Below are 17,125 nucleotides of genomic sequence, written 5' to 3'. Positions count from 1 at the left end.
CTTAGTGGTTTGGTCGTCGCGTCGCTCGGCGACTATTCACGGATTTTATTGGCGGCAGCTCTGCTGTTCAGCGCGGTCCTCGTCGGGCTTCCGGCGCTGAAGCTGAACCGCATTGTCTGGCAGATGCTCAACCCGTCGGCCGGGGTTTACCTGGTCGGGCTCGAGGGAGAAGGTCATGTGGACGAGTGAGGACGCGCTCAAGGAACTGGTGAACCGCAGGTTCCGGGCTATTGCGGTCGGGAATTTGCCCGGGCAGCCCGAGATTATGCTGTTCACGCGACGGTGGGACGACGAGCCTTTCGTGGACGAGGTCATCATCAGGGGTGAGGACGACGCAACGGCGTGCAGGCATCTCCTCGCGGGCGACATCGACAGGTCTGAGCGCAAAGACTATGTCTGGTATTCGGACGGATCCGTCGTTGAGGTCGTCGACGAGATCATCTTCCATCTTCCGCACCCGGCACGCCCGGAAGCTCCCAAGCTGGTGATCCCCACGCCCGACTCGCTTCTGTTGCCGCCCGGTGTGCATCGCAAGGCGCGCGCGTAGCGCCACTGCGGCGCGGCACCGGGCGACCTCCGCCCACGTGCTCCGGTCGGCCGGCTCGGCGTGGTCGGTGCTCGGTCTGTCGGCGCCCGTAGGCGGGCACCTGGTCGACCGTTGTCCGGCTCGCCGGCGACACGGACGTCGCGCAGGCCGCAGCAGGAGCCAGCTCGCCGAAATCCGGCAGCAGCTGGCATTCGTAGTTCAGGATGTCGAAGGAGATGTGGGAGAGGACGGTTCTCTTGACGAGGGGCGACCATCTCGCGCATCCGGGTCTGTCGGTCCAGCCCAGCCGCCAGCCCCCGACCGGCGACGGGAGGACGATTGCCACGGTGCCGGACTGTTGCTCGGGTCGAACGGCAAGAACATCGCCTGCTTACGGCATGGCCCTGTCCCGCGAATGCGTCATGACGATCCTGGCGGTATCGCCTTCCCAGGAAGCGATGATTCGTTCCGGCGCGGGACCGTCTCCCGCAGCCGCGATGGCGTCGTGCATCTTCGCCACCACGGCTTGCATGTCCGGTTCGAAGTCCTGACGATGCGACACCACGAAAGCGGCGCCCTGCGGCATCGGCAGCGTGCGGTGAACGAGGTCGTGGGTGACGGTCCACTCCTGCAGCACCGTCATCCACGACTGCGGGGTGATGATGGGCGAGATGTATCGGACGTGCACGAATTCGCGTTCCGTGGCGAACAGCTCGGCGGCACTGGTGGCCTGGTTGAGGATCTTCATCGCCGGCTCGCACCGGTGGCTGCCTTTGGCCAGCACCGTGTTCTTGAAAACCGGGTCGTTCTTGCGCCGCAACGTCAAGTTGCAGCGCGTGCACTGGGGCAACTGGGAGGCCATCGCAGGCTCCTTCGGCGGCGGGAAGCACCGACCATAGCGCCTTTCCTTCTCTCGGTCGGACAGCGTCGGGCGCAGAATGCGTTGTCGTGGGCGGCAAGGCAGAGAGCATTGCCTTTGTGCGAGTCGGGTCGTCCGGGCCGCGTATTGCCGTCCGGCATGCGCTGCCCGGCCCAGCCCCGATCCCGCTGCCTGATCACCGGCGTTCACCCTGCCCTTGCTGTCATCGGCGGGGAGGCAGTGGAAGCCCCGGCCACGGGCGGGTGCTGCGGGTCGAGGCCGACGTCGGAGAACGGTCCCGTGGGGGACCCGGCCAGCGCGAATCCTAATCGAGCGGGGATTTCCCGGTCACCCTGTCGTGCGGTTGGCCTGTCCTGACGGCGAGGTCGGCCTCAGCGCCGCCTGCTCCGATGCGGTACGGGGCTGAATTTGGAAGCGCGCAAGGCCGTTGAGTATGTCGGCCGGAGCCATCAGCAGGGACGGGTATTCCTTGAGCACGCGGATTTCGTCCTCGGTGAGGACTTTCACCACAACCCGGCCTCGCGTCCTGACGAACAGAACCGAGCTGAGGCAGATGACGACTTCCTCGTCTGCTCCTGTTTGCTGCAGGAGTTGCGCGACCGCGTTCGCTTCCCGTACGTCGCTCTCGGAGCGCGGCGTGTCGATGTACTTGAGCTCGGCGGCGCGTTCCAGCTTGCTGGCCAGGTCGGTGAGTTTGTCCGCTACCGCGCGGTCCTGGGCCCGCGTGCGGAATCGCCGAAACCACGAGCCGCGGTGCACCCTGTCCCACAGTTCCGCCTCGAGGCCGATTGCCTCCAGCAGTTCCACCACGGCCTCTTGCAAAGGTGTTCCGTCGTTCGCTGTGGTGTACATCGAGATGATGTGCTCGCCCGGCTGCACAGGCAAACTCTCGTCAATGGCTCGGACGTCCCTCGGGAGCAGCCAGGTGCCGCTGTTCAGCAGCGTCGCCGGGTCTGTCTGAAATACTTTCGCGAACGCGACGGCTTGGGTCGATGTGATGTAGCGCCATCCCTCGTCGTCCAGGGTTTCCAGTTCGGCGATGAGCTCAGCAGTCATGGGCCTGGGCCCGAGGGCAGTTACCGTTTCGTTGAGCTGGCGGTTGCGCACCACCTCTGTCAACGGTCAGTTTGTTTTCCCCGTAGGCGGCCAGATGTTGTCCCCGCTGGCGGCCAGCTGGATCTCCCCAACGGCGGCCAGATAATTCCCCGCCTGGTGGAGCTGGTGGTCAGTGCAGTGGTCTCACCCCCTGGCCGGAGGTGGCTTGGGCGAGCCTGAAGCTGTCACCTTGGGTGACGACGACGTGGGCGTGGTGCAGCAGCCGGTCGACCGTGGCGGTGGCCAAGGTTTTCGGCATGATCTCGTCGAAACCCGAGGGGTGCAGGTTCGAACTGACCGCCAACGCGCGGCGTTCGTAGGCGGCGTCAACGAGGCGGTAGAACCCTTCGGCGGCGTCGGGGCTGACCGGAAGCAGGCCGATGTCGTCGATGATGATCAGGTCGGTGCGGATCAGCCGGGCCAGGGCCCGGGTGATGGAGTCGTCGACACGGTGCCGGCGCACGAGTGCGCCGAGGTCCTCGATGGTGAACCAGGCGACGGTCAGCCCCGCCTCGATCGCGGCCTGCCCGAGCGCTTCGCAGAAGTGCGACTTCCCGGTCCCGGACGGGCCGCAGATGCACAGGTTTTCCTTGTTCCGCACCCATTCCAGCGTCTTCAGGGAGTCCTGTGTCGGCCGCGCGATGGAGGAGGCTTGCTCGTCCCAGTCGCCGAAGGTCTTGCCCGCGGGGAACGCGGCCCGTTTGCGGCGGGTGCGCAGGTTCGCCGCGTCCCGCCCGGCTGCTTCCTCGGCCAGCAGCACCCGCACGACCTCGGCCGGGTCCCAGCGTTGCGCCTTCGCGGTCGGGATCAGGTCGGTCAACGCGCGGCGCAGGTGCGGCAGCTTCAGCCGTTTCGTCAAGGCGACGGCTTCGGCGAGAGGGTCGCCGGCGGAGCCGGCGATGCGCAGTCCAGAGGTCATCGGTGGTCGCTTTCAGGGTCGTTGTCGCTGGTGGCGAGGTCGTTGGCGGGGAGCCCGAAGTGGGACCAGGCCGAGGTGCCTGGCTGCAGGCTGTGGTCCTCGCTGGCCCGCGAGGGTTCGGTGGTGTCTCTGCCGGTGTGGTGGGTGAGGATGCGGAGCAGGTCGTTCTCGGCGAACCGGCCGGCGATCGCGGCGATCCCGAGCGCCTGGTCGACTTCGGCGGCCGGGTGGAGCTTGGCGAGGGTGACCGCTTCGGCCATCTTCGGGCGGATCCGGCGGGCGCCGCTGGCCGCTGCCTCGGTCAGCCAGGCAGCCGCTCCGCTGCCCAAGGCCAGGAACGCCGCTTCCTCGGGCGAGGTCGCTCGAGGAGCGCGGTCGCCGTGGTGATCAGCGCGGGCCGGGTAGTGCTCGTCCTGGATCGAGGGGTTCCCCGGTGTCGAGCGGGCATGCCGGGCGACCTCGGCCGGGCCGTTCTCGTCGATCGCGGTGACGATCAGGTCGTCGCCGTGTAACCGGACCCAGACCCGGGTGTCGACCAGCGGGTGCGGAACCGAATACCGCACTCCCTCAACGGAGACGGTGCCGTCCCAGTTCACTCGCCGGGTGGTGCCGAACGCGACGGTGAAAGCTTTGCTGGGCAACGGATGCAGCCGTGTTCGTTCCTCCGCGAGCGCTTCGGCGGGGCGGCGGCGAGTCTCACGGTGAGGGCGGTCGTTGACCTGCTCGCAGAACTCGCGGCAGGCGGTCTCCAACTCGCCGAAGGTGCGGTACTGGTCGAGCAGGTTGGTGTCGGTGGGGACCAGGTCCGCCTTCGCGATCCGCACCGTTGCCTCAGACCCGCCCTTGGACTGCGGGTCCGCCGGGACGCAGGTGCGGATCGTCATCCCGTAGTGCCGGCCCACTTCGACGATGTCGGGGTTGCGGACCGCGATCGCCGCGACGTGGTCCACCGACACGGTTTTCTCGTTGTCGGTCAACGCATACGTCGGAACACCGCCGATCCGTCGCAACGTGGTGTCCAGGCAGGCCACGATCGTCGGCAGGGTCTTGTCCATCACCGGGATCACCACCCGGAACCGCGACCAGGCCAGCCACGCGCACCACAGCTGCGTCGGCCGTCCGCCGATTTTCGGGCCGTGGCCCCAATCCCACTGCAACCACAGGCCAGGTTCCACGATCCACGGGCGGAACACCCGCCGCTGCCCGGCCCGCAGGCGCTGCTTCACTTCCGCGACCACCCGGCGGGTGGTGCGCTCACCGCCGGTGAAACCCATCGCGGTGATCCGCCGATGGACCACATCCGCGCGGACCTTGCCGTTGGAGCGCACCACCAGCTCCTCGATCTTCGGCAAGTACTCGTCGACCGGGCGAACCCGGTGCTCCCGTGCGACCGGCGCTTCGCCGGCCTCTCGCAGGGCCACATACCGCGCGACCGTGTGGTGGTCACACCCGGCCAGTTCTGCCGCGGCACGGTAACTCCCCGTGAGGTCATACGCCTCGAGGATCTCCATGATCTCCCTGCTGCTCTTCACGCCGCGCAGCCTTGCCGCACGACAACCCGGATGATCTACCGGGGAGATATCTGGCCGTCCACGGGGAACCCGGTGGCCATCAGCGGGGCCTTATCTGGCCGCCTATGGGGAGTATTCACTGGCCACGGACACACCTCGGCGTTGTAGCGTGTGGCGACCTCGTCCCGGGTCAAGCCGAGGGCGTGTCGCCAAGCCGAAAGAAGCCCGAGGCCCCGACGCCTGCCGAGGGTCTCGGCGATCTCCTGCGTGGATGCTCCGTTGTCGAGCATGGCTCGGCGTAGGTTTTCGAGGTCCTGTCCGCCGGCCGTGCCCCGTGGCTGACCCACTCGCGGGGAGCCCGCCGCCTGGCCGTTGACGATGTCGTGGCGGATGTTGTCGGCCGTGTTCTGGCCGCCGTCTGCGGGCGTGGTCATGCGGGACCTCCTCGGGTTGGTCGACCACATCCGCGGAAGTGGTCCACACACTCACCCACTGTGGCGTAATGGGATGGAGCTGTCAGCTGTTTTGCGGCCGGGCGTACCTGCCTGGAGTGCCGCGCTCCGCGCGTCGCGGGATGCCGTTTCTCGCGGGCGTCGAACACAGCCGGCGTTGCGGTCACGGCAGCCCGGAACAGCAGGCCGCAGCCTGGTTCTGGTCTTGGGGTTGGCGCTAGGGGGTGTCATTGGTTGTCGAGGGCGGTGGGGCGTGCGGCATTCGTAGCTGCCGAGGTCCCCGTCGAACGGATCCATCCGACGGACCCGCGCGACCGCGAGCCTGCTTGGCTGGCGGAGTTGACGGATCACTGCCGCCAGGCGACGGTCCGGTTCGTGGTGGAGACCGGGCGGCGGCCGGCTACCCGGCTTCACCAGGTCTGCGGAGCGCTGGAATGGATCGACGGTACGTCAGAGTCCATCGCGATTGCCTCGACCGGAGTCCGCGATCGACACGTACGCGGGGCGGGAGGGCGCGTTGACCGAGCCGCCCCGGCGGATCTCTGCGGCGGTCGGTATCGAGCCGCCGGGGGCTATCGCTTGCCTTCGGGATTGTTGCCGTCCTGTTCCTTGCCGGCGTCGTCACCGGGTATCTCGCTATTGCGGTCGGGGTCGGTGCGGTAACTGTCTCCGGGGATGCGTTCCCGGGCCAGGTATCCGCCTGTGCTGGTTTCGTTGACGTGCGGTTCGGTCATGCCGTCCGTTCCGGTGTTTGCGTTGTCATGGTCGGTATCGGCTGGAGTGCGTGATCCGCGCTTCGCGGGATGTTCCTCAGCTTCTCCCGGACCGCGAGACGTGACCACAAATGGCGGCTCGCGACCCCTCGGGAACGGGGACTTCGGCAGGCGGATTCTACCGTTCTGTTGAACCAATATCGAAGTGATGCTGCGGGTTGTCGGCTCAACGCGTAGTCAGTCCGCGGCGCTTCGCTGCGGCGGGCTCGCTGTGGCGAAAGACAGCCTCGGGAGGGTCGAACCGGGCCCCGTGCGTGACGTTGCGCGAATGCGTCCCCCATCGGATGCGTCTGTTGCGAGATTACTGGCGAGTTGTTCGTACCTAATTGGCGGTATCAGCGGTGGTGGGGTAGTGGTGTCTCGCTGGTCTGGGTGTGTCTGGTTGACGGGGTCGGCGTGGGTGGCGTTCTGGGGTCGGAGGGGTTGCCAACCGTCACCGGGTTCGGGGGCCGCGACGATGTGTCTGCCGTCGGGCAGCGTCCATGCTGTGAACTTCACTTGTTGAGGCAGCGGGTGGTCGTCCAGGGCCTTTTCAAGCTGCCGCTTGAACTCGGCGTGGCCGGGGTTGGTCCGTGGTTGGAGACACCCTCCGACGACGTCGGAAACAGCAAGGCCTTACCCATCCACTCCCGTAGCGGGACCCTCGAGGGAGGAGAAACGCGGACGGAGCGGGCTCAACGTTCCCGTGCGCGATCGCCGCACCAGGCACCCCCGCCTCGCTGTCGATATGGGCTGCGGAGCGTGTGGAGTGCCGTCCGCCAAGGACGGCGTATCTCCCGCCTTGTCGCCTTCCTTCCGGAGACCACGTGAACCGTCGGAACATTGTTGCCGCCGCGGCCGCGTCCAGCAGGGGGTCGTCGGGTCCGATGCCCACAATCCTGCGGGCGGACGCGCGGTCGCTGCCGCTCGCCGACGACAGCGTCGACCTTGTCGTGACGAGCCCGCCGTATTTCCGGCAGCGTTCTTACCAGGACGGCGGCCGGCACTACGACAGACAACTCGGTGCCGAAAGCACAGTCGCGGAGTATCTCGACGCCCTTCTCGAAGCCACTCGCGAGTGCCTGCGCGTGCTCAAGCCGAGCGGGTCGATCTGGGTCAATCTCGGGGACAAATACGCCGCGCGCTGTTCCTCCCGGCAAGCATCCGGCCGCGCAGTGCCCGACGGCGACGACGGCATCCGGTGCCGGTCGGTACCGAACCGCGTCGGCATCCGGGAGAAGTCGCTGCTGGGGCTTCCCTGGCGCTACGCGCTGAGGTGCATTGACGAGCTGGGCCTGATCCTGCGTGCGGAGGTCGTCTGGTTCAAACCCAACGGGCTGCCGGAGTCGGTGCGGGACCGGGTCCGGCGATCGCACGAGACCTGGTTCCAATTCACGGCCCGGCCCCGCTATTACTCGGCGGTGGACGAGATCCGGGAACCGGCGAAAGCCGATCTTCTTGTTCGTCCCCAGAGTCGGCGTGCGTTGGAGACGTTCTACGCGGCCGGATTCGGCGAGGCGCACCTTGCGGCCGTGCGCGCGGTGGCCGGGCTCGACGGCAAGACGAGCACTGCCCGGCGCGGCGGTGCCCGCGATCACGAGGCGGTAGCCATGGCTTCCGAGGTGCGCGCCGCGCTGGGGTCCCTCTACCCGGACCTCTGCGCGTCGCTGGGCAAACTGCCTGGCTCGGTGTGGGAGGTGGCCACGCAGCCGCTGAAGGTCCCGGAGGAACTCGGGGTCGATCATTTCGCGGCCTTTCCGATGGAATTGCCCCGCCGGATGATCCTCGGCTGGTCGCCGCGCGAGATCTGCACCGCCTGCGGCGAAGGACGACGGCCAGCGGTCGCCGCGCAGCGGACTCTCGACGGCCGTCCAGTCGCGATCGGCGGATGGAAGCGCGGCGGGAGTCAGCAGGTCACCGCTGGCATCGGGAACTGGCGCTTCGCCACGTCCCGGCATGTCGTCGGCTACCGCTGCGCCTGTTCCGGCGGCTCGGCGGCCGCGGTGCCAGGTGTCGTACTCGATCCGTTTGGGGGCACCGGAACGACCGCGCTGGTCGCGGTCATGCTCGGCCGCCACGGGATTTCGGTGGACGCGTCGGCCGACTACTGCCGGTTGGCGGAATGGCGCGCTAGCGATCCCTTGCAACGAGCCAAGGCCGCGCGGCCGGTGAATGTCCGGCACTCCCGTCGAGCGGAGGGATGACAGGCTCGCGGCGACGAACTTTAGGCCCGGCACGTTCTCCGAGATCGGCGACGAGCCGTCTGTCCGGCCCGGGTGATGGGGCCTGACAAACCTTCGGCCAGGCACGCGGACGGCCGGATGCGGCGATGCCGGTCCCCAGCATTGACTGCGAGCGTGGACGGGCTCCAACGTCAACCGCCGGTGCGGCCGGTCGGATGCCGCGCCGGATCGCCCCGAACTACCGAACGTCGTTCGGCTTGCGGTAGTTCGGGTCGCAGAAGGGAAAAGGGAAAGGACACCGTGAGCGATCTCGGTTCTTGGCTGTGGTAGCACGTCCACAATGCTCGCCGCGGCAGTTCGGGTGAACATCTGAATCCGAATCCCCAAAAGCGGAAAGACACAATGTCGAACGGGAGAACCTGAACATGTCCGCAAGCGAAGTCGCCGCGCAGAGTCCGGTTATTGCTCCGGCTGACCTTCGCGGGTGCATGGACGACGGCTACACGCCGGAGAACGTCAACTCGGTTCTCGGGCAGCTCAGCGACCTTCTTCCTGGCTTCTCGATCGTTTGTGTCTGGGAGTACATCGACGCCTACGGGTACGGTGGCAACTCCGACTTCTACGTCGAGTCCGAAAGCGGTGAGGCGCTGTTCTGCATCGCTGGGGACCTGTGGAAATGGCTCAACATGCGCCCTGATGACCCGGGATCCCCGGAAGCGCCTGGTGATCCCGCTAGCTGGGTGGGAGGGGCGTGCGCCGAGTTCACAACTGCGGACCTGGTCGGCGACGGCTTCCACAACTATGCGATTCAAGACCGGCACTAGCACGCCACATTATTCGGGTCGTCATGGCGGGCGGGCCCGACTGCTTTGCCAGGGGTCGGGCCGTTCGCTCGCGCTGGGGTCTGGAACCGGGCGCGAAGAACCGACCTGGTGCGTTTCGGGCCGGACCTCGACGAGGCGGCATTCACCTCCTGCCCGGATTTGGCTCTGTTCAATGTCGGCTGTGGGCGACCCTCTGCCTCGCCCACAGCGAGGACCACGATTCCGCATGGCCCCGCACGGCGCTCGAGGAACCCGGCGGCTCGCGGAGTTCGCCGCGGTGGAACCCGGCCGAACTCCGCTGCGCGACCTCCCGGCCGACCCGCGCGAGGACGACGAAGACTGAGCCGCCCATGGACACGACTGAATCAGGCCAGCGTGAGGTCGGAGTCCAACGGCGGACGACGTCAAGATCGGACGCCCGTTCCTCGCAGACTGATATGGCTTATGTGACGACTTCTGGGTTCGGGTCTTGATCTCCGTCGTCGCGAGGTTGATCGGGGTTGAAGGGCGGAAGCCTCAGGTAGAGGGTGTAGTAGGCGTCTCGGACATAGCTCAGGCGACCGCGGGATTTGCCGATGCCGAGCAGGTCGCCGATAACCTTCTGCGTGGGTGCTCCGTCCCAGGTGCTGCCGGAGTGCGTGCGTAAGGTCCCTGCTTCGTGAGCTTCCGCGATCTTGGTGAGGGCGGCGTGCAGGTCGGCGTCGCTGATGGCGTCGGGGCGTTGCTGCAGTGCCACGAGTTCTTTGATGGCCTGGTCGATGGGCAGACGTCCGCTGCGGAACCGCAGCAGCAGGTCCGCGTACTGCTCTCGGAGCAGGTTGTCCGACACGGTGCCTCCTGTTAGCTGGTGGTTGTGGCGTCGCGGTGTACGAGGGCGGGCCATGAAGCCAGTCATCAGCGGTGCGCGATCTTCGCGGTGATGAAACGGGCACCGCCGCCAAGCTGCGTCAGGGTAGGCCGCTCACGGCGAAGGCCGGGATCCGGATCGAAGTGATGTTGCGGGTTGTCGGGTCAACGACTGGCAAGCCATGCGTACTTTGCTGCGGCGGGCTCGCCGTGGCGAATTTTGCTCAGGCGCGTAAGTCGGCCAGCAGTTCCTCGGCCGCCGTCGTCGCGAGAACGGACAAGGTCGTCGGTGTGGCGGTCCTGATGTAGCTGTATTCCTTGGAATGCCATTCGAGCAGTCCGTCGGTTTCCATCTCGAGCAGACGGTGCACGTGTCTCTTCAACGATTCTTGTTCGGAGTGACCGGTGTTGGGTTCAGATGGGGGACAGTCCGGCGGTTTGTGCGGGCTGGGTCAGCGTGTCGATCGTGGCCGCCGACAGGCGATCGGCGTGGAGCGTGACCGTGGCGGCGCCCCAGAGCGCGTTGGCCAGTAGCGGGTCGGTGGGGCGCTGCCATGCGGCGAGTTCAGCGACGGTTACCGTGTCCCAGAACAGGTGATGGGCGGCGTACAGGTGTCCCTCGGGGCCGGCGGACGCATCTACCGCTTCCCGGCGTGCGGACTTCCACTGCTGATCGTCAATGCCGATTCGGGTCGTCAGCAACGCGTCTACCTGGGAGCGGGGCAATCGGGCGGCTGCGGTAAGCAGGTCACGCGCGCGGGGTGTATTCGAGCCGTAGACGGTGTCGGCGTTGATCACCGTGGGAAGCAGGACTTGGTCCCACGGTTGGCGTAGCAGCGCCAGGTCGGCCGGGTCCGGTTGCTCACCGCGCAGGTTGAGCATGTCCGTGCCGGGGTCGTGAGCCTCGGACGCGACGCTCGGTTCGGCGGCCAGGCTCAGCACGGCGTCGAACAGCGCGAGCGCTCCGGTGACGCGGTCATCGGCGTCGGAGATGCCGACGAACGGGGCGGCCAGCTGCTTTTCCCAGTGGATTGGGGCGGGCGCAGGAGCTGGAGCGGGGACCGAGTACACGTCGCACCAGCGTTGCCAGCGGTCGAGCACCCAGCGAGCGGTTCGGGAGTTGCCCAGGCGGGTGATCACGCGGTCGCGGGCGGCGGTCCGCTCCACTGTGTGGGCGCGTGCTGCGGCGGCGAGGTCGTTCTGCTGGTCGAGGGTGAGGGCGACGGCGGTGCAGTCGAGCAGCCGAATCTGCTGGTTGTGGCTGAAGCTGACCGGCAGCATGATCGAGCCGTCCTCGGGCAGCGATGGGCGAACCCGTACCGGCCGCGACAGCGGGTCGGCGGCGGTAGCCGCCGAGGCAACCTTCGGGCTGGCGTCGGAGAGCAGTCGGCGTTGGAGTTCCGTCGGTGCCCACCGGGAACTGGCGACCGCTTTGCGCACGCTGGGGTCGGTGTCGTGGGCCAGGGCGGTCCAGACGAAGGAGGGGGTGAAGTATCCGTGGGTGGCGGCCGCCTTGCGCACCTGCGGGCTGGGATCGGCCAGCACCCGCGCCCACCGGGTGCCGTCCTGTTGGTGGATGCCGCCCACGATCGCGGTCACGCGTACGCTCGGTGCCGGGTCATCGAGCGGGTCTGAGACACCTGCCTCGGCGGCCTTGGCTGCCGCCGAGGCGGGAACGGGGCGTCCGTCGGCAGCCGACAGTGCGGCCAGGACGACGCTGTCGAATACGTGCACTCCAGCACGGCGGGCCGCGGTGCGGACCCGCGCTGTCGGATTGTCGAGCAGGGAGCGACGTACGGCCAGACCCTCGTCGTTCTCCGGCAGGCTGCGCATGTGGTAGTTGCGGGCCAGCGCGACCAGTACCGCGACCTCGGAATCGGCGGCCAGCTTGGTCGCGGACACCTCGCCGTCGACGTAGCGGTGCCGCGGCCCCAGCGTCAGCGGGAACGCCTCTGCGGCCAGTGCCCGGCACCGGGTGTTCGACGAAGTGACGAATGCCCGCAGGAGCGTGGCCAACGTTGTCCGTGCCGAGTCGGGGTTGCGTTCATGTTCCCATCCGAACAGCAGCCCGTTGACGAGCTTGGAGAGCCGGGCAGGGGTGAGCACCGGTGCTGCGGCGAGCAGCAACGGCACGTCGGTGTAGTCGTCCAGCACATGCCGAGAGATCATCGCGCGGGCCTCGCCCTTCGCGCGGGTCGCCAGACCGGCGACCACCGTGGTGGGGAGGGCTGGGTTGCGCAGCACCGCCGCCAGCGTTCCCTGCCAGTACCCGTCGCCGAGCAGATGCTCCAGCACCGCCGTCGGCGGGCGGCGCAGTACGGACGCCGGCGTCGCAGGATCGGTCCACACTTCGACCGCGACGGCCGGATCGGGGTCGGCGGCACGCGCCGCCCACGTCTCCAGCTCAGACACGGTGCGTATCGTCCCAGCCCCGGCGCGTGCCTCGCCCGTTGGGGCTGCTGGTGGTGATCGGTGTACGCCGTGACCGACGCGTTCGCAGCCGTGTCCTGACGGGGTCGGGTGATCAGACTGTCGCGGCGATCTCGTCGAGGTAGGCACCCTCGGGGCGGCCGGGGATGAGGAAGCGGTGGTCGCGACCGGGGTCGTTGATCAGTTCGGCGTCGCCGACCGCGTCCAGCAGCCGGTGCAGCCGTGGATACGGGCCGTCCAGGGCACGTTCCCGGAAGCCGGGCAGCCGCAGCGCGGCCAGCAGGTTGGAGGCGACGTTCACCCCGCCTCGGTGCATATCGTCCATGTGCTCGGCGAACGCCGAGCCGTCCAGGATCGCAGGGAGGATCGTGTCGTCGACCGGGGTGTACTCGAGCATCAGGTTTTCGCGGGGCACCCCGAACCGCTGCGCGCCCCAGGTGGTGACGCCCAGGCCGGCGGTGTGCAGGCTGACCGGCATCCAGGACACCGCCCGCACCGGCGGGAACTGCTGGACGCTGTGATCGATGAACCGTTTCGACTCCGGCAGCCACAGGCCCGCGTGTCCCTGGAACTGGTCCCCGGTGAAGTGCGGGTCCGGGCGACCGTACTGGGTGGCCCGCCCGGTGCGGTTGTCGCGCACGATCAGCTCGACCAGCTTTACGTCGGCTTCGATGCCGAACAGTGCGAACGCCTCGCGCAGCACGAACGCGCCTTGAAGGCAGATGTTCGCGGGTTTGCCCGGCAGCAACAGCAGCCACCACACCGGAAGCGCGACGGTGAGCAGCTGCTCGGGTTCCAGCCGCTCCAGCAGCGTGAACGCCTGGACCTCGTTGACGTGGACCGCACCGGGCCGGTAACGCCCGTTGCCCGTTTGCGGTGGTGTCCGGGCGCGGGACTGCTTGCCGGGCTTGGGTTTGCGACCTTTCGACTTCGGCACGACCTCCATGCTGAGCGCCCACCGTCGACAGCGCCGTCAGCAACACCCGGCCCGGCGCGAAGTTCGCCCGAGCAGCTCAACGGAAACGCTGCCCCTGCAGCGTCGCCAGCGGTGCCCGCTGCTCGCCGCCGACGTCCCGCCGCGCACTTCTCGTTCGTAGTCTGGAGAAGTGCGGTGGAGACGGGCTTCTGCAGCGGCCGCCGCGAAGGCTGACCTCAGCCCGCCGCGGTTACGGAACTGGAGTCCGGAGCCTCCGTACCTTGGCCCCGCCCGCGCGAACGAGGAACTCCTGTTCGTCGCGGACCCGGGCCAGCAGCAGCGACGGGGCGAAGACTCCGGTCCAGACGTGGCCGGTTTCCCCGTCGGGCTGGCGGTGGCGTGCGAAGTGCTCGGCGATGCGCGGGTTTTTCGTCCAGGACAGCCCGAGCCGCCGGTCTTCCGTGGCACCGCGGTACAGCAGCTGCCGCCGCCACGGCCGACGGGCGCGGCGGCCCCGGGACTCCCCGGACTTCCACTCGAAGTAGCCGGCGTGCTCGAACATCCTCCGCCACGCCTCCGGATTGCCGAGCGGGTCGCGGCGCGGCCGGCACCGCCAGATCTGCGGCAGTTCGGCCAGCAGGTCGTCGGGGGACAGCTCTCCGGCCCGAAAGCGGGCGTAGAGCGCGATCGCGTCGTCGGCCCAGGGGTCGGAAGCCGCCGACGCAGTCATGAACTGTCCGACCGTGCGGCGTCGCGGTCGCGCAGGACGTAGACCTGGCCGCCGCCGTCGAGGCCGCCGTGCACGGCGGCGGAGCGGACCCAGGTCCAGCGGCGCGCGCGGCGGCCGGGACCGACGTGCTGGTCGCGCCAGTGGCCGCGGCGCAGGTGCGCCCGGACGCCCGGGCCGTCGCCGGGGTCGTCCGGGCCGGGGTGCGCGCGCCGCGGCGAGGTGGCGTCGATGTCGAGGACGTGCAGGTCGCCGGGGTCTGCGATGGCGGACGGGCCGATGCCGGCGGCGCGGTCGGACAGCCGCGGGGGCAGGGCCCGGGCTTCGTGCCAGCAGCTCAGGGCGATGCCGGCGACGAGGTTGTCCAGCTGCCGCCGCCACCGGGAGCGGGCGCGGGAGGCGGGGATCGCGATCCGGGCGAGCGGCATGCCCATCGGGTGGTGGATCGACATGCACCAGGCGATGTCGTCGCCGGGGACGCCGCGGTCGTCGGCGGTGAGCAGGACTCCTTCGACCGCGCCACCGTAGCCGTCGAGGAATTCCAGCGGCGAGGGGAGTTCGCTGCGGTCGTCCAGGCCGGTGGCCTGCAGCCGGGACAAGACGGTCGCCAGCGTCGGAGGGTCGAGGTCCGTGCCGAGTTTGCCGCGGGCGTAGGCGAACAGCGGGTGCGCGTTCAGCAGCGGGTGCGCGGCCTCGGGGTTCGGCTCGAGGGTCCAGGGCGTGGACAGCGCGGCGTACACGGTCGGGAACGGCAGCCGGACGTCGACGCCCTCGGGTAGCGGGCGGGCGGCGGGGAAGCCGCTGCAGTGTTCGGTCGGCAGCCACATCGGGACCGGTTCGCGGCCGGGCTGCCAGTCTTGCGCCCAGGCGCTGCGCCGATACCAGTGCAGCTGGTCGAGGGCGTCGGCCGGGTGCCCGATCAGCGGCGGGAGCCGCCAGGGGGCGTGGAACACCGCGTCGGGGCGCAGGCCGGGACCGGGGTAGGCGGTGTCGGGCAGGCGCGGCGCGCCGGTGGTGACGGCGCCCAGCCGGGCGCGGAGGGCGGGGGCGTCGCCGGTGCCGTCGGGGATCCGCATCCAGGGCGGGACCGCCCAGGTCCAGCAGGCTTCCGGATGCGTGTCGCCCGGCCGGGACAGGGCGTAGCGGCCGTGGGAGGCGACAGTGTCTTCCGTGCCCTCGGGGACCCATCCCTCCAGCGAAACCTGCCGGGTCAGGTCGAGGTCGGCACCGGATTTCTTGCGGTACCACAGCTTCTTGTAGTCGTTGCCGGCCGAGCGGTGCACCGCCGGGATAGTCATGGGCAGGCCCGCCTGGCGCGCCTGGTCGAAGCTGTCCGGGGTGGCGACGGCGCCCGTGAGGTTGTCGTCGGCCGCGCGAACCTTGCGCAGCGCCCTTGCCAGCTGGTCGCGGGTGCGGACCGCGCCGTCGGCACGACGGGCCGCTTCGGCGACGTAGCGGGCCAAGCGGGCATCGGTGGCACGCCGTTCCTCGGCCAGCAGCCGGCGGGCCCGCGCGGCGCGCTCGGCACCGGCCCGGGCTTCGGCCGCGCGGGCGGTCTCCAGTTCGATCTCCGTCCGCAGCTGCCGGATCTCCTCCTGCAGCCGCCGCTGGTCCTGCGCGGTGCGTGCCCGTGCCCGTTTGCCGCGCGTCACGGCGCGCCGCCCCCCGGCTCCTCGCTGTTCACCGCGGCGGCGAAGGCCTTGATGGCCGCGCGGAAGTCGTCCTCGACCGCGCGGCTCGCGGCGCGCAGCCGGGGATCGCTCTCGTCGAGCTCGGCGATCTGGACGCGTGTCCACAGCCGGGATACCGCGAACACGAGTTCCTCGGCGTCCACGCACGCCCGGTCGACTTCGCGCCGTGCCCGGTCCATCTCCGGCGACATCTCCGCGTCCCGGTCGCGCCGGGTCGCGGCGATCTCCGCCTCCAGCCGCGGCAGCTGCCCGGCCTCGCGCTCGTCGGCTTCCCGCCGCTCGCGCAGCTCCTGCAGCGCGCGCCGCAGCTCGTCCCGCTCGGCGATCTCCCCTGCGTCCACCCGACCACCGTGCCAGAGCCGCACGGTCTGAAACCGTCCACCGCGCCGATGCCTGCGGCAGCTTCATTCAATCAGTCCACCCCTCCGGTCATGTGAACCGGAATCAGCACCCGAAAGGATCGGAATCAGCGTCCAGGGCCACGGGCTGCCGTTGAGAGCGATGGTCGGCGCAAGACCAGACCGAGTTCGGTGCTCACGACCGGGCGGGGCGATCCCCGCTTGGGCCTCGACGTTGCTCTTCGAGGCCGTCGGCGCGCGCGAAGACAAGGAGCCACAACCGTGGACGACTCCGTGGACGACACTGTCTCCGAATCCGGCGACGCTGCACAGAGCCGCGGTGCTCCAGGCCCCCGAGGACATGGCAAACAAAGCGATGGCCGAGCTGCGGGACCACGACATCTACAACGAATAGCCACGTGTGAGAACAGGCCCAGCCGCGCGCCGGGAGGAAGCTGATTTGCCGATCGACCCGGTTGGCCTCATTGCCGTGGCGCGTGAGCTGGTCGCGCGTCCAACCGCCCACCGGACTGCTGCGAGGTGTTCCCGGGCCGCGCTGCACCGCCGGCGGATGACGCGGAGACCACAGGTGCAACGCCGCACCCCTCGCCCCGGACTACGTCGCCAGCAGGGATGCACCGCTATCGGCGCACCGACGACCTCCATGGCATGCACGGCCTGGCACGCACCCTGGCCGCGCGGGCGCGCTCTACTTTCGCCGCCAAGTCGGGCCGTGGGCGCCGTGACTCGGCTCTCTTTGCGGTGATCCCGAGTCCTGCTGCCTGGTGGCCGACGATCCTCGATTCCTGCAGATCAGCCAGAGACCCCGCGCACCGCAAGATCGGGCGGGTCGCGGACACGACCGAATCAGGCCGACGTGAGGTCGGAGTCGAACCCAACCGGCTCCCGCGCGCCCCCGCGCGCCTCGCAGCGACCTCGCCCTGTGTCATGGGTTGTGGGTGCCGGGTGGTGGTCCGGTGGTGGGTGTGGGTTGGTGGTGGGGTTTGGCGGTTGTGAGGAGTTGGGTGAGCCATG

General features: G+C 68.9%; 17 protein-coding genes. 4 read left to right on the top strand and 13 right to left on the bottom strand.

Annotated elements, in window-relative coordinates; translation table 11 throughout:
- Positions 1 to 9: 9 nt before the first annotated feature.
- Together ABZX37_RS34900 and ABZX37_RS34895 are read left to right on the top strand one after the other, a co-directional pair.
- A complete protein-coding gene (locus ABZX37_RS34900) occupies positions 10 to 189 on the top strand; it encodes a hypothetical protein (RefSeq protein WP_354746903.1) in 180 nt (59 codons plus the stop codon).
- On the top strand, positions 176 to 547 hold the full coding sequence (locus ABZX37_RS34895; RefSeq protein ID WP_354746901.1) for a hypothetical protein: 372 nt from the start codon (positions 176 to 178) through the stop codon (positions 545 to 547). Before ABZX37_RS34900 ends, ABZX37_RS34895 begins: the two co-directional genes overlap by 14 nt.
- A 370-nt stretch (positions 548 to 917) precedes the next feature.
- Here the strand turns inward: ABZX37_RS34895 and ABZX37_RS34890 are convergent, their stop codons facing one another.
- From ABZX37_RS34890 to ABZX37_RS34865, 6 genes are all read right to left on the bottom strand, one after another.
- Complete coding sequence (locus ABZX37_RS34890; protein ID WP_354746899.1) at positions 918 to 1,388, bottom strand: hypothetical protein; 471 nt, start codon at positions 1,386 to 1,388, stop codon at positions 918 to 920.
- 345 nt (positions 1,389 to 1,733) lie between these two features.
- On the bottom strand, positions 1,734 to 2,525 hold the full coding sequence (locus ABZX37_RS34885; RefSeq protein ID WP_354746897.1) for a hypothetical protein: 792 nt from the start codon (positions 2,523 to 2,525) through the stop codon (positions 1,734 to 1,736).
- A gap of 106 nt (positions 2,526 to 2,631) precedes the next feature.
- Complete coding sequence (gene istB / locus ABZX37_RS34880; RefSeq protein ID WP_037347384.1) at positions 2,632 to 3,420, bottom strand: IS21-like element helper ATPase IstB; 789 nt, start codon at positions 3,418 to 3,420, stop codon at positions 2,632 to 2,634.
- Positions 3,417 to 4,952, bottom strand: coding sequence for an IS21 family transposase (gene istA, locus ABZX37_RS34875; RefSeq protein ID WP_354746895.1), 1,536 nt, complete (start codon positions 4,950 to 4,952; stop codon positions 3,417 to 3,419). Before istA ends, istB begins: the two co-directional genes overlap by 4 nt.
- A gap of 35 nt (positions 4,953 to 4,987) precedes the next feature.
- On the bottom strand, positions 4,988 to 5,365 hold the full coding sequence (locus tag ABZX37_RS34870; protein ID WP_354746894.1) for a hypothetical protein: 378 nt from the start codon (positions 5,363 to 5,365) through the stop codon (positions 4,988 to 4,990).
- Positions 5,366 to 5,955: 590 nt separating this feature from the next.
- Positions 5,956 to 6,117, bottom strand: coding sequence for a hypothetical protein (locus ABZX37_RS34865; RefSeq protein WP_354746893.1), 162 nt, complete (start codon positions 6,115 to 6,117; stop codon positions 5,956 to 5,958).
- Between the two features lie 905 nt (positions 6,118 to 7,022).
- On the opposite strand from ABZX37_RS34865, the gene ABZX37_RS34860 reads away from it, so the two are divergent.
- Both ABZX37_RS34860 and ABZX37_RS34855 read left to right on the top strand, forming a co-directional pair.
- Positions 7,023 to 8,339 (top strand): site-specific DNA-methyltransferase, encoded by a 1,317-nt coding sequence (locus tag ABZX37_RS34860; RefSeq protein ID WP_354746891.1) that lies wholly within the window; start codon positions 7,023 to 7,025, stop codon positions 8,337 to 8,339.
- A gap of 467 nt (positions 8,340 to 8,806) precedes the next feature.
- Positions 8,807 to 9,142 carry a hypothetical protein gene (locus ABZX37_RS34855; protein WP_354746889.1) on the top strand — a complete coding sequence of 112 codons (336 nt, stop codon included), beginning with the start codon at positions 8,807 to 8,809 and terminating at the stop codon, positions 9,140 to 9,142.
- Between the two features lie 442 nt (positions 9,143 to 9,584).
- On the opposite strand, the gene ABZX37_RS34850 is transcribed toward ABZX37_RS34855, so the two are convergent.
- From ABZX37_RS34850 to ABZX37_RS34820, 7 genes are all read right to left on the bottom strand, one after another.
- Complete coding sequence (locus ABZX37_RS34850; RefSeq protein ID WP_354746887.1) at positions 9,585 to 9,971, bottom strand: hypothetical protein; 387 nt, start codon at positions 9,969 to 9,971, stop codon at positions 9,585 to 9,587.
- A 241-nt stretch (positions 9,972 to 10,212) separates the two neighbouring features.
- A complete protein-coding gene (locus tag ABZX37_RS34845) occupies positions 10,213 to 10,359 on the bottom strand; it encodes a hypothetical protein (protein ID WP_354746885.1) in 147 nt (48 codons plus the stop codon).
- Between the two features lie 43 nt (positions 10,360 to 10,402).
- Positions 10,403 to 12,400, bottom strand: a complete 1,998-nt coding sequence (locus tag ABZX37_RS34840) for a hypothetical protein (protein WP_354746883.1) — start codon at positions 12,398 to 12,400, stop codon at positions 10,403 to 10,405.
- Between the two features lie 112 nt (positions 12,401 to 12,512).
- Entirely contained in the window at positions 12,513 to 13,355 is an 843-nt protein-coding gene (locus ABZX37_RS34835) for a hypothetical protein (protein ID WP_354746881.1), read from the bottom strand.
- 229 nt (positions 13,356 to 13,584) lie between these two features.
- Entirely contained in the window at positions 13,585 to 14,064 is a 480-nt protein-coding gene (locus ABZX37_RS34830) for a hypothetical protein (protein WP_354746879.1), read from the bottom strand.
- A complete protein-coding gene (locus ABZX37_RS34825; protein ID WP_354746877.1) occupies positions 14,061 to 15,713 on the bottom strand; it encodes a hypothetical protein in 1,653 nt (550 codons plus the stop codon). The genes ABZX37_RS34830 and ABZX37_RS34825 overlap by 4 nt, the downstream gene beginning before the upstream one ends.
- Positions 15,710 to 16,093 (bottom strand): hypothetical protein, encoded by a 384-nt coding sequence (locus tag ABZX37_RS34820; protein ID WP_354746875.1) that lies wholly within the window; start codon positions 16,091 to 16,093, stop codon positions 15,710 to 15,712. The genes ABZX37_RS34825 and ABZX37_RS34820 overlap by 4 nt, the downstream gene beginning before the upstream one ends.
- Positions 16,094 to 17,125: the final 1,032 nt, after the last annotated feature.

The sequence above is a fragment of the Amycolatopsis sp. NPDC004079 genome (genome assembly GCF_040610415.1).
Classification (GTDB): domain Bacteria; phylum Actinomycetota; class Actinomycetes; order Mycobacteriales; family Pseudonocardiaceae; genus Amycolatopsis; species Amycolatopsis halotolerans.
This window is presented reverse-complemented; position numbering and strand designations above follow the sequence as displayed.

What these genes read in the sequence shown, in the direction of transcription:
- ABZX37_RS34895 (WP_354746901.1), top strand. Translation starts at nt 176, where the DNA reads ATGTGGACGAGTGAGGACGCGCTCAAGGAACTGGTGAACCGCAGGTTC.
- ABZX37_RS34890 (WP_354746899.1), bottom strand. Translation starts at nt 1,388, where the DNA reads ATGGCCTCCCAGTTGCCCCAGTGCACGCGCTGCAACTTGACGTTGCGG.
- istB (WP_037347384.1), bottom strand. Translation starts at nt 3,420, where the DNA reads ATGACCTCTGGACTGCGCATCGCCGGCTCCGCCGGCGACCCTCTCGCC.
- ABZX37_RS34870 (WP_354746894.1), bottom strand. Translation starts at nt 5,365, where the DNA reads ATGACCACGCCCGCAGACGGCGGCCAGAACACGGCCGACAACATCCGC.
- ABZX37_RS34865 (WP_354746893.1), bottom strand. Translation starts at nt 6,117, where the DNA reads ATGACCGAACCGCACGTCAACGAAACCAGCACAGGCGGATACCTGGCC.
- ABZX37_RS34860 (WP_354746891.1), top strand. Translation starts at nt 7,023, where the DNA reads ATGCCCACAATCCTGCGGGCGGACGCGCGGTCGCTGCCGCTCGCCGAC.
- ABZX37_RS34855 (WP_354746889.1), top strand. Translation starts at nt 8,807, where the DNA reads ATGGACGACGGCTACACGCCGGAGAACGTCAACTCGGTTCTCGGGCAG.
- ABZX37_RS34830 (WP_354746879.1), bottom strand. Translation starts at nt 14,064, where the DNA reads ATGACTGCGTCGGCGGCTTCCGACCCCTGGGCCGACGACGCGATCGCG.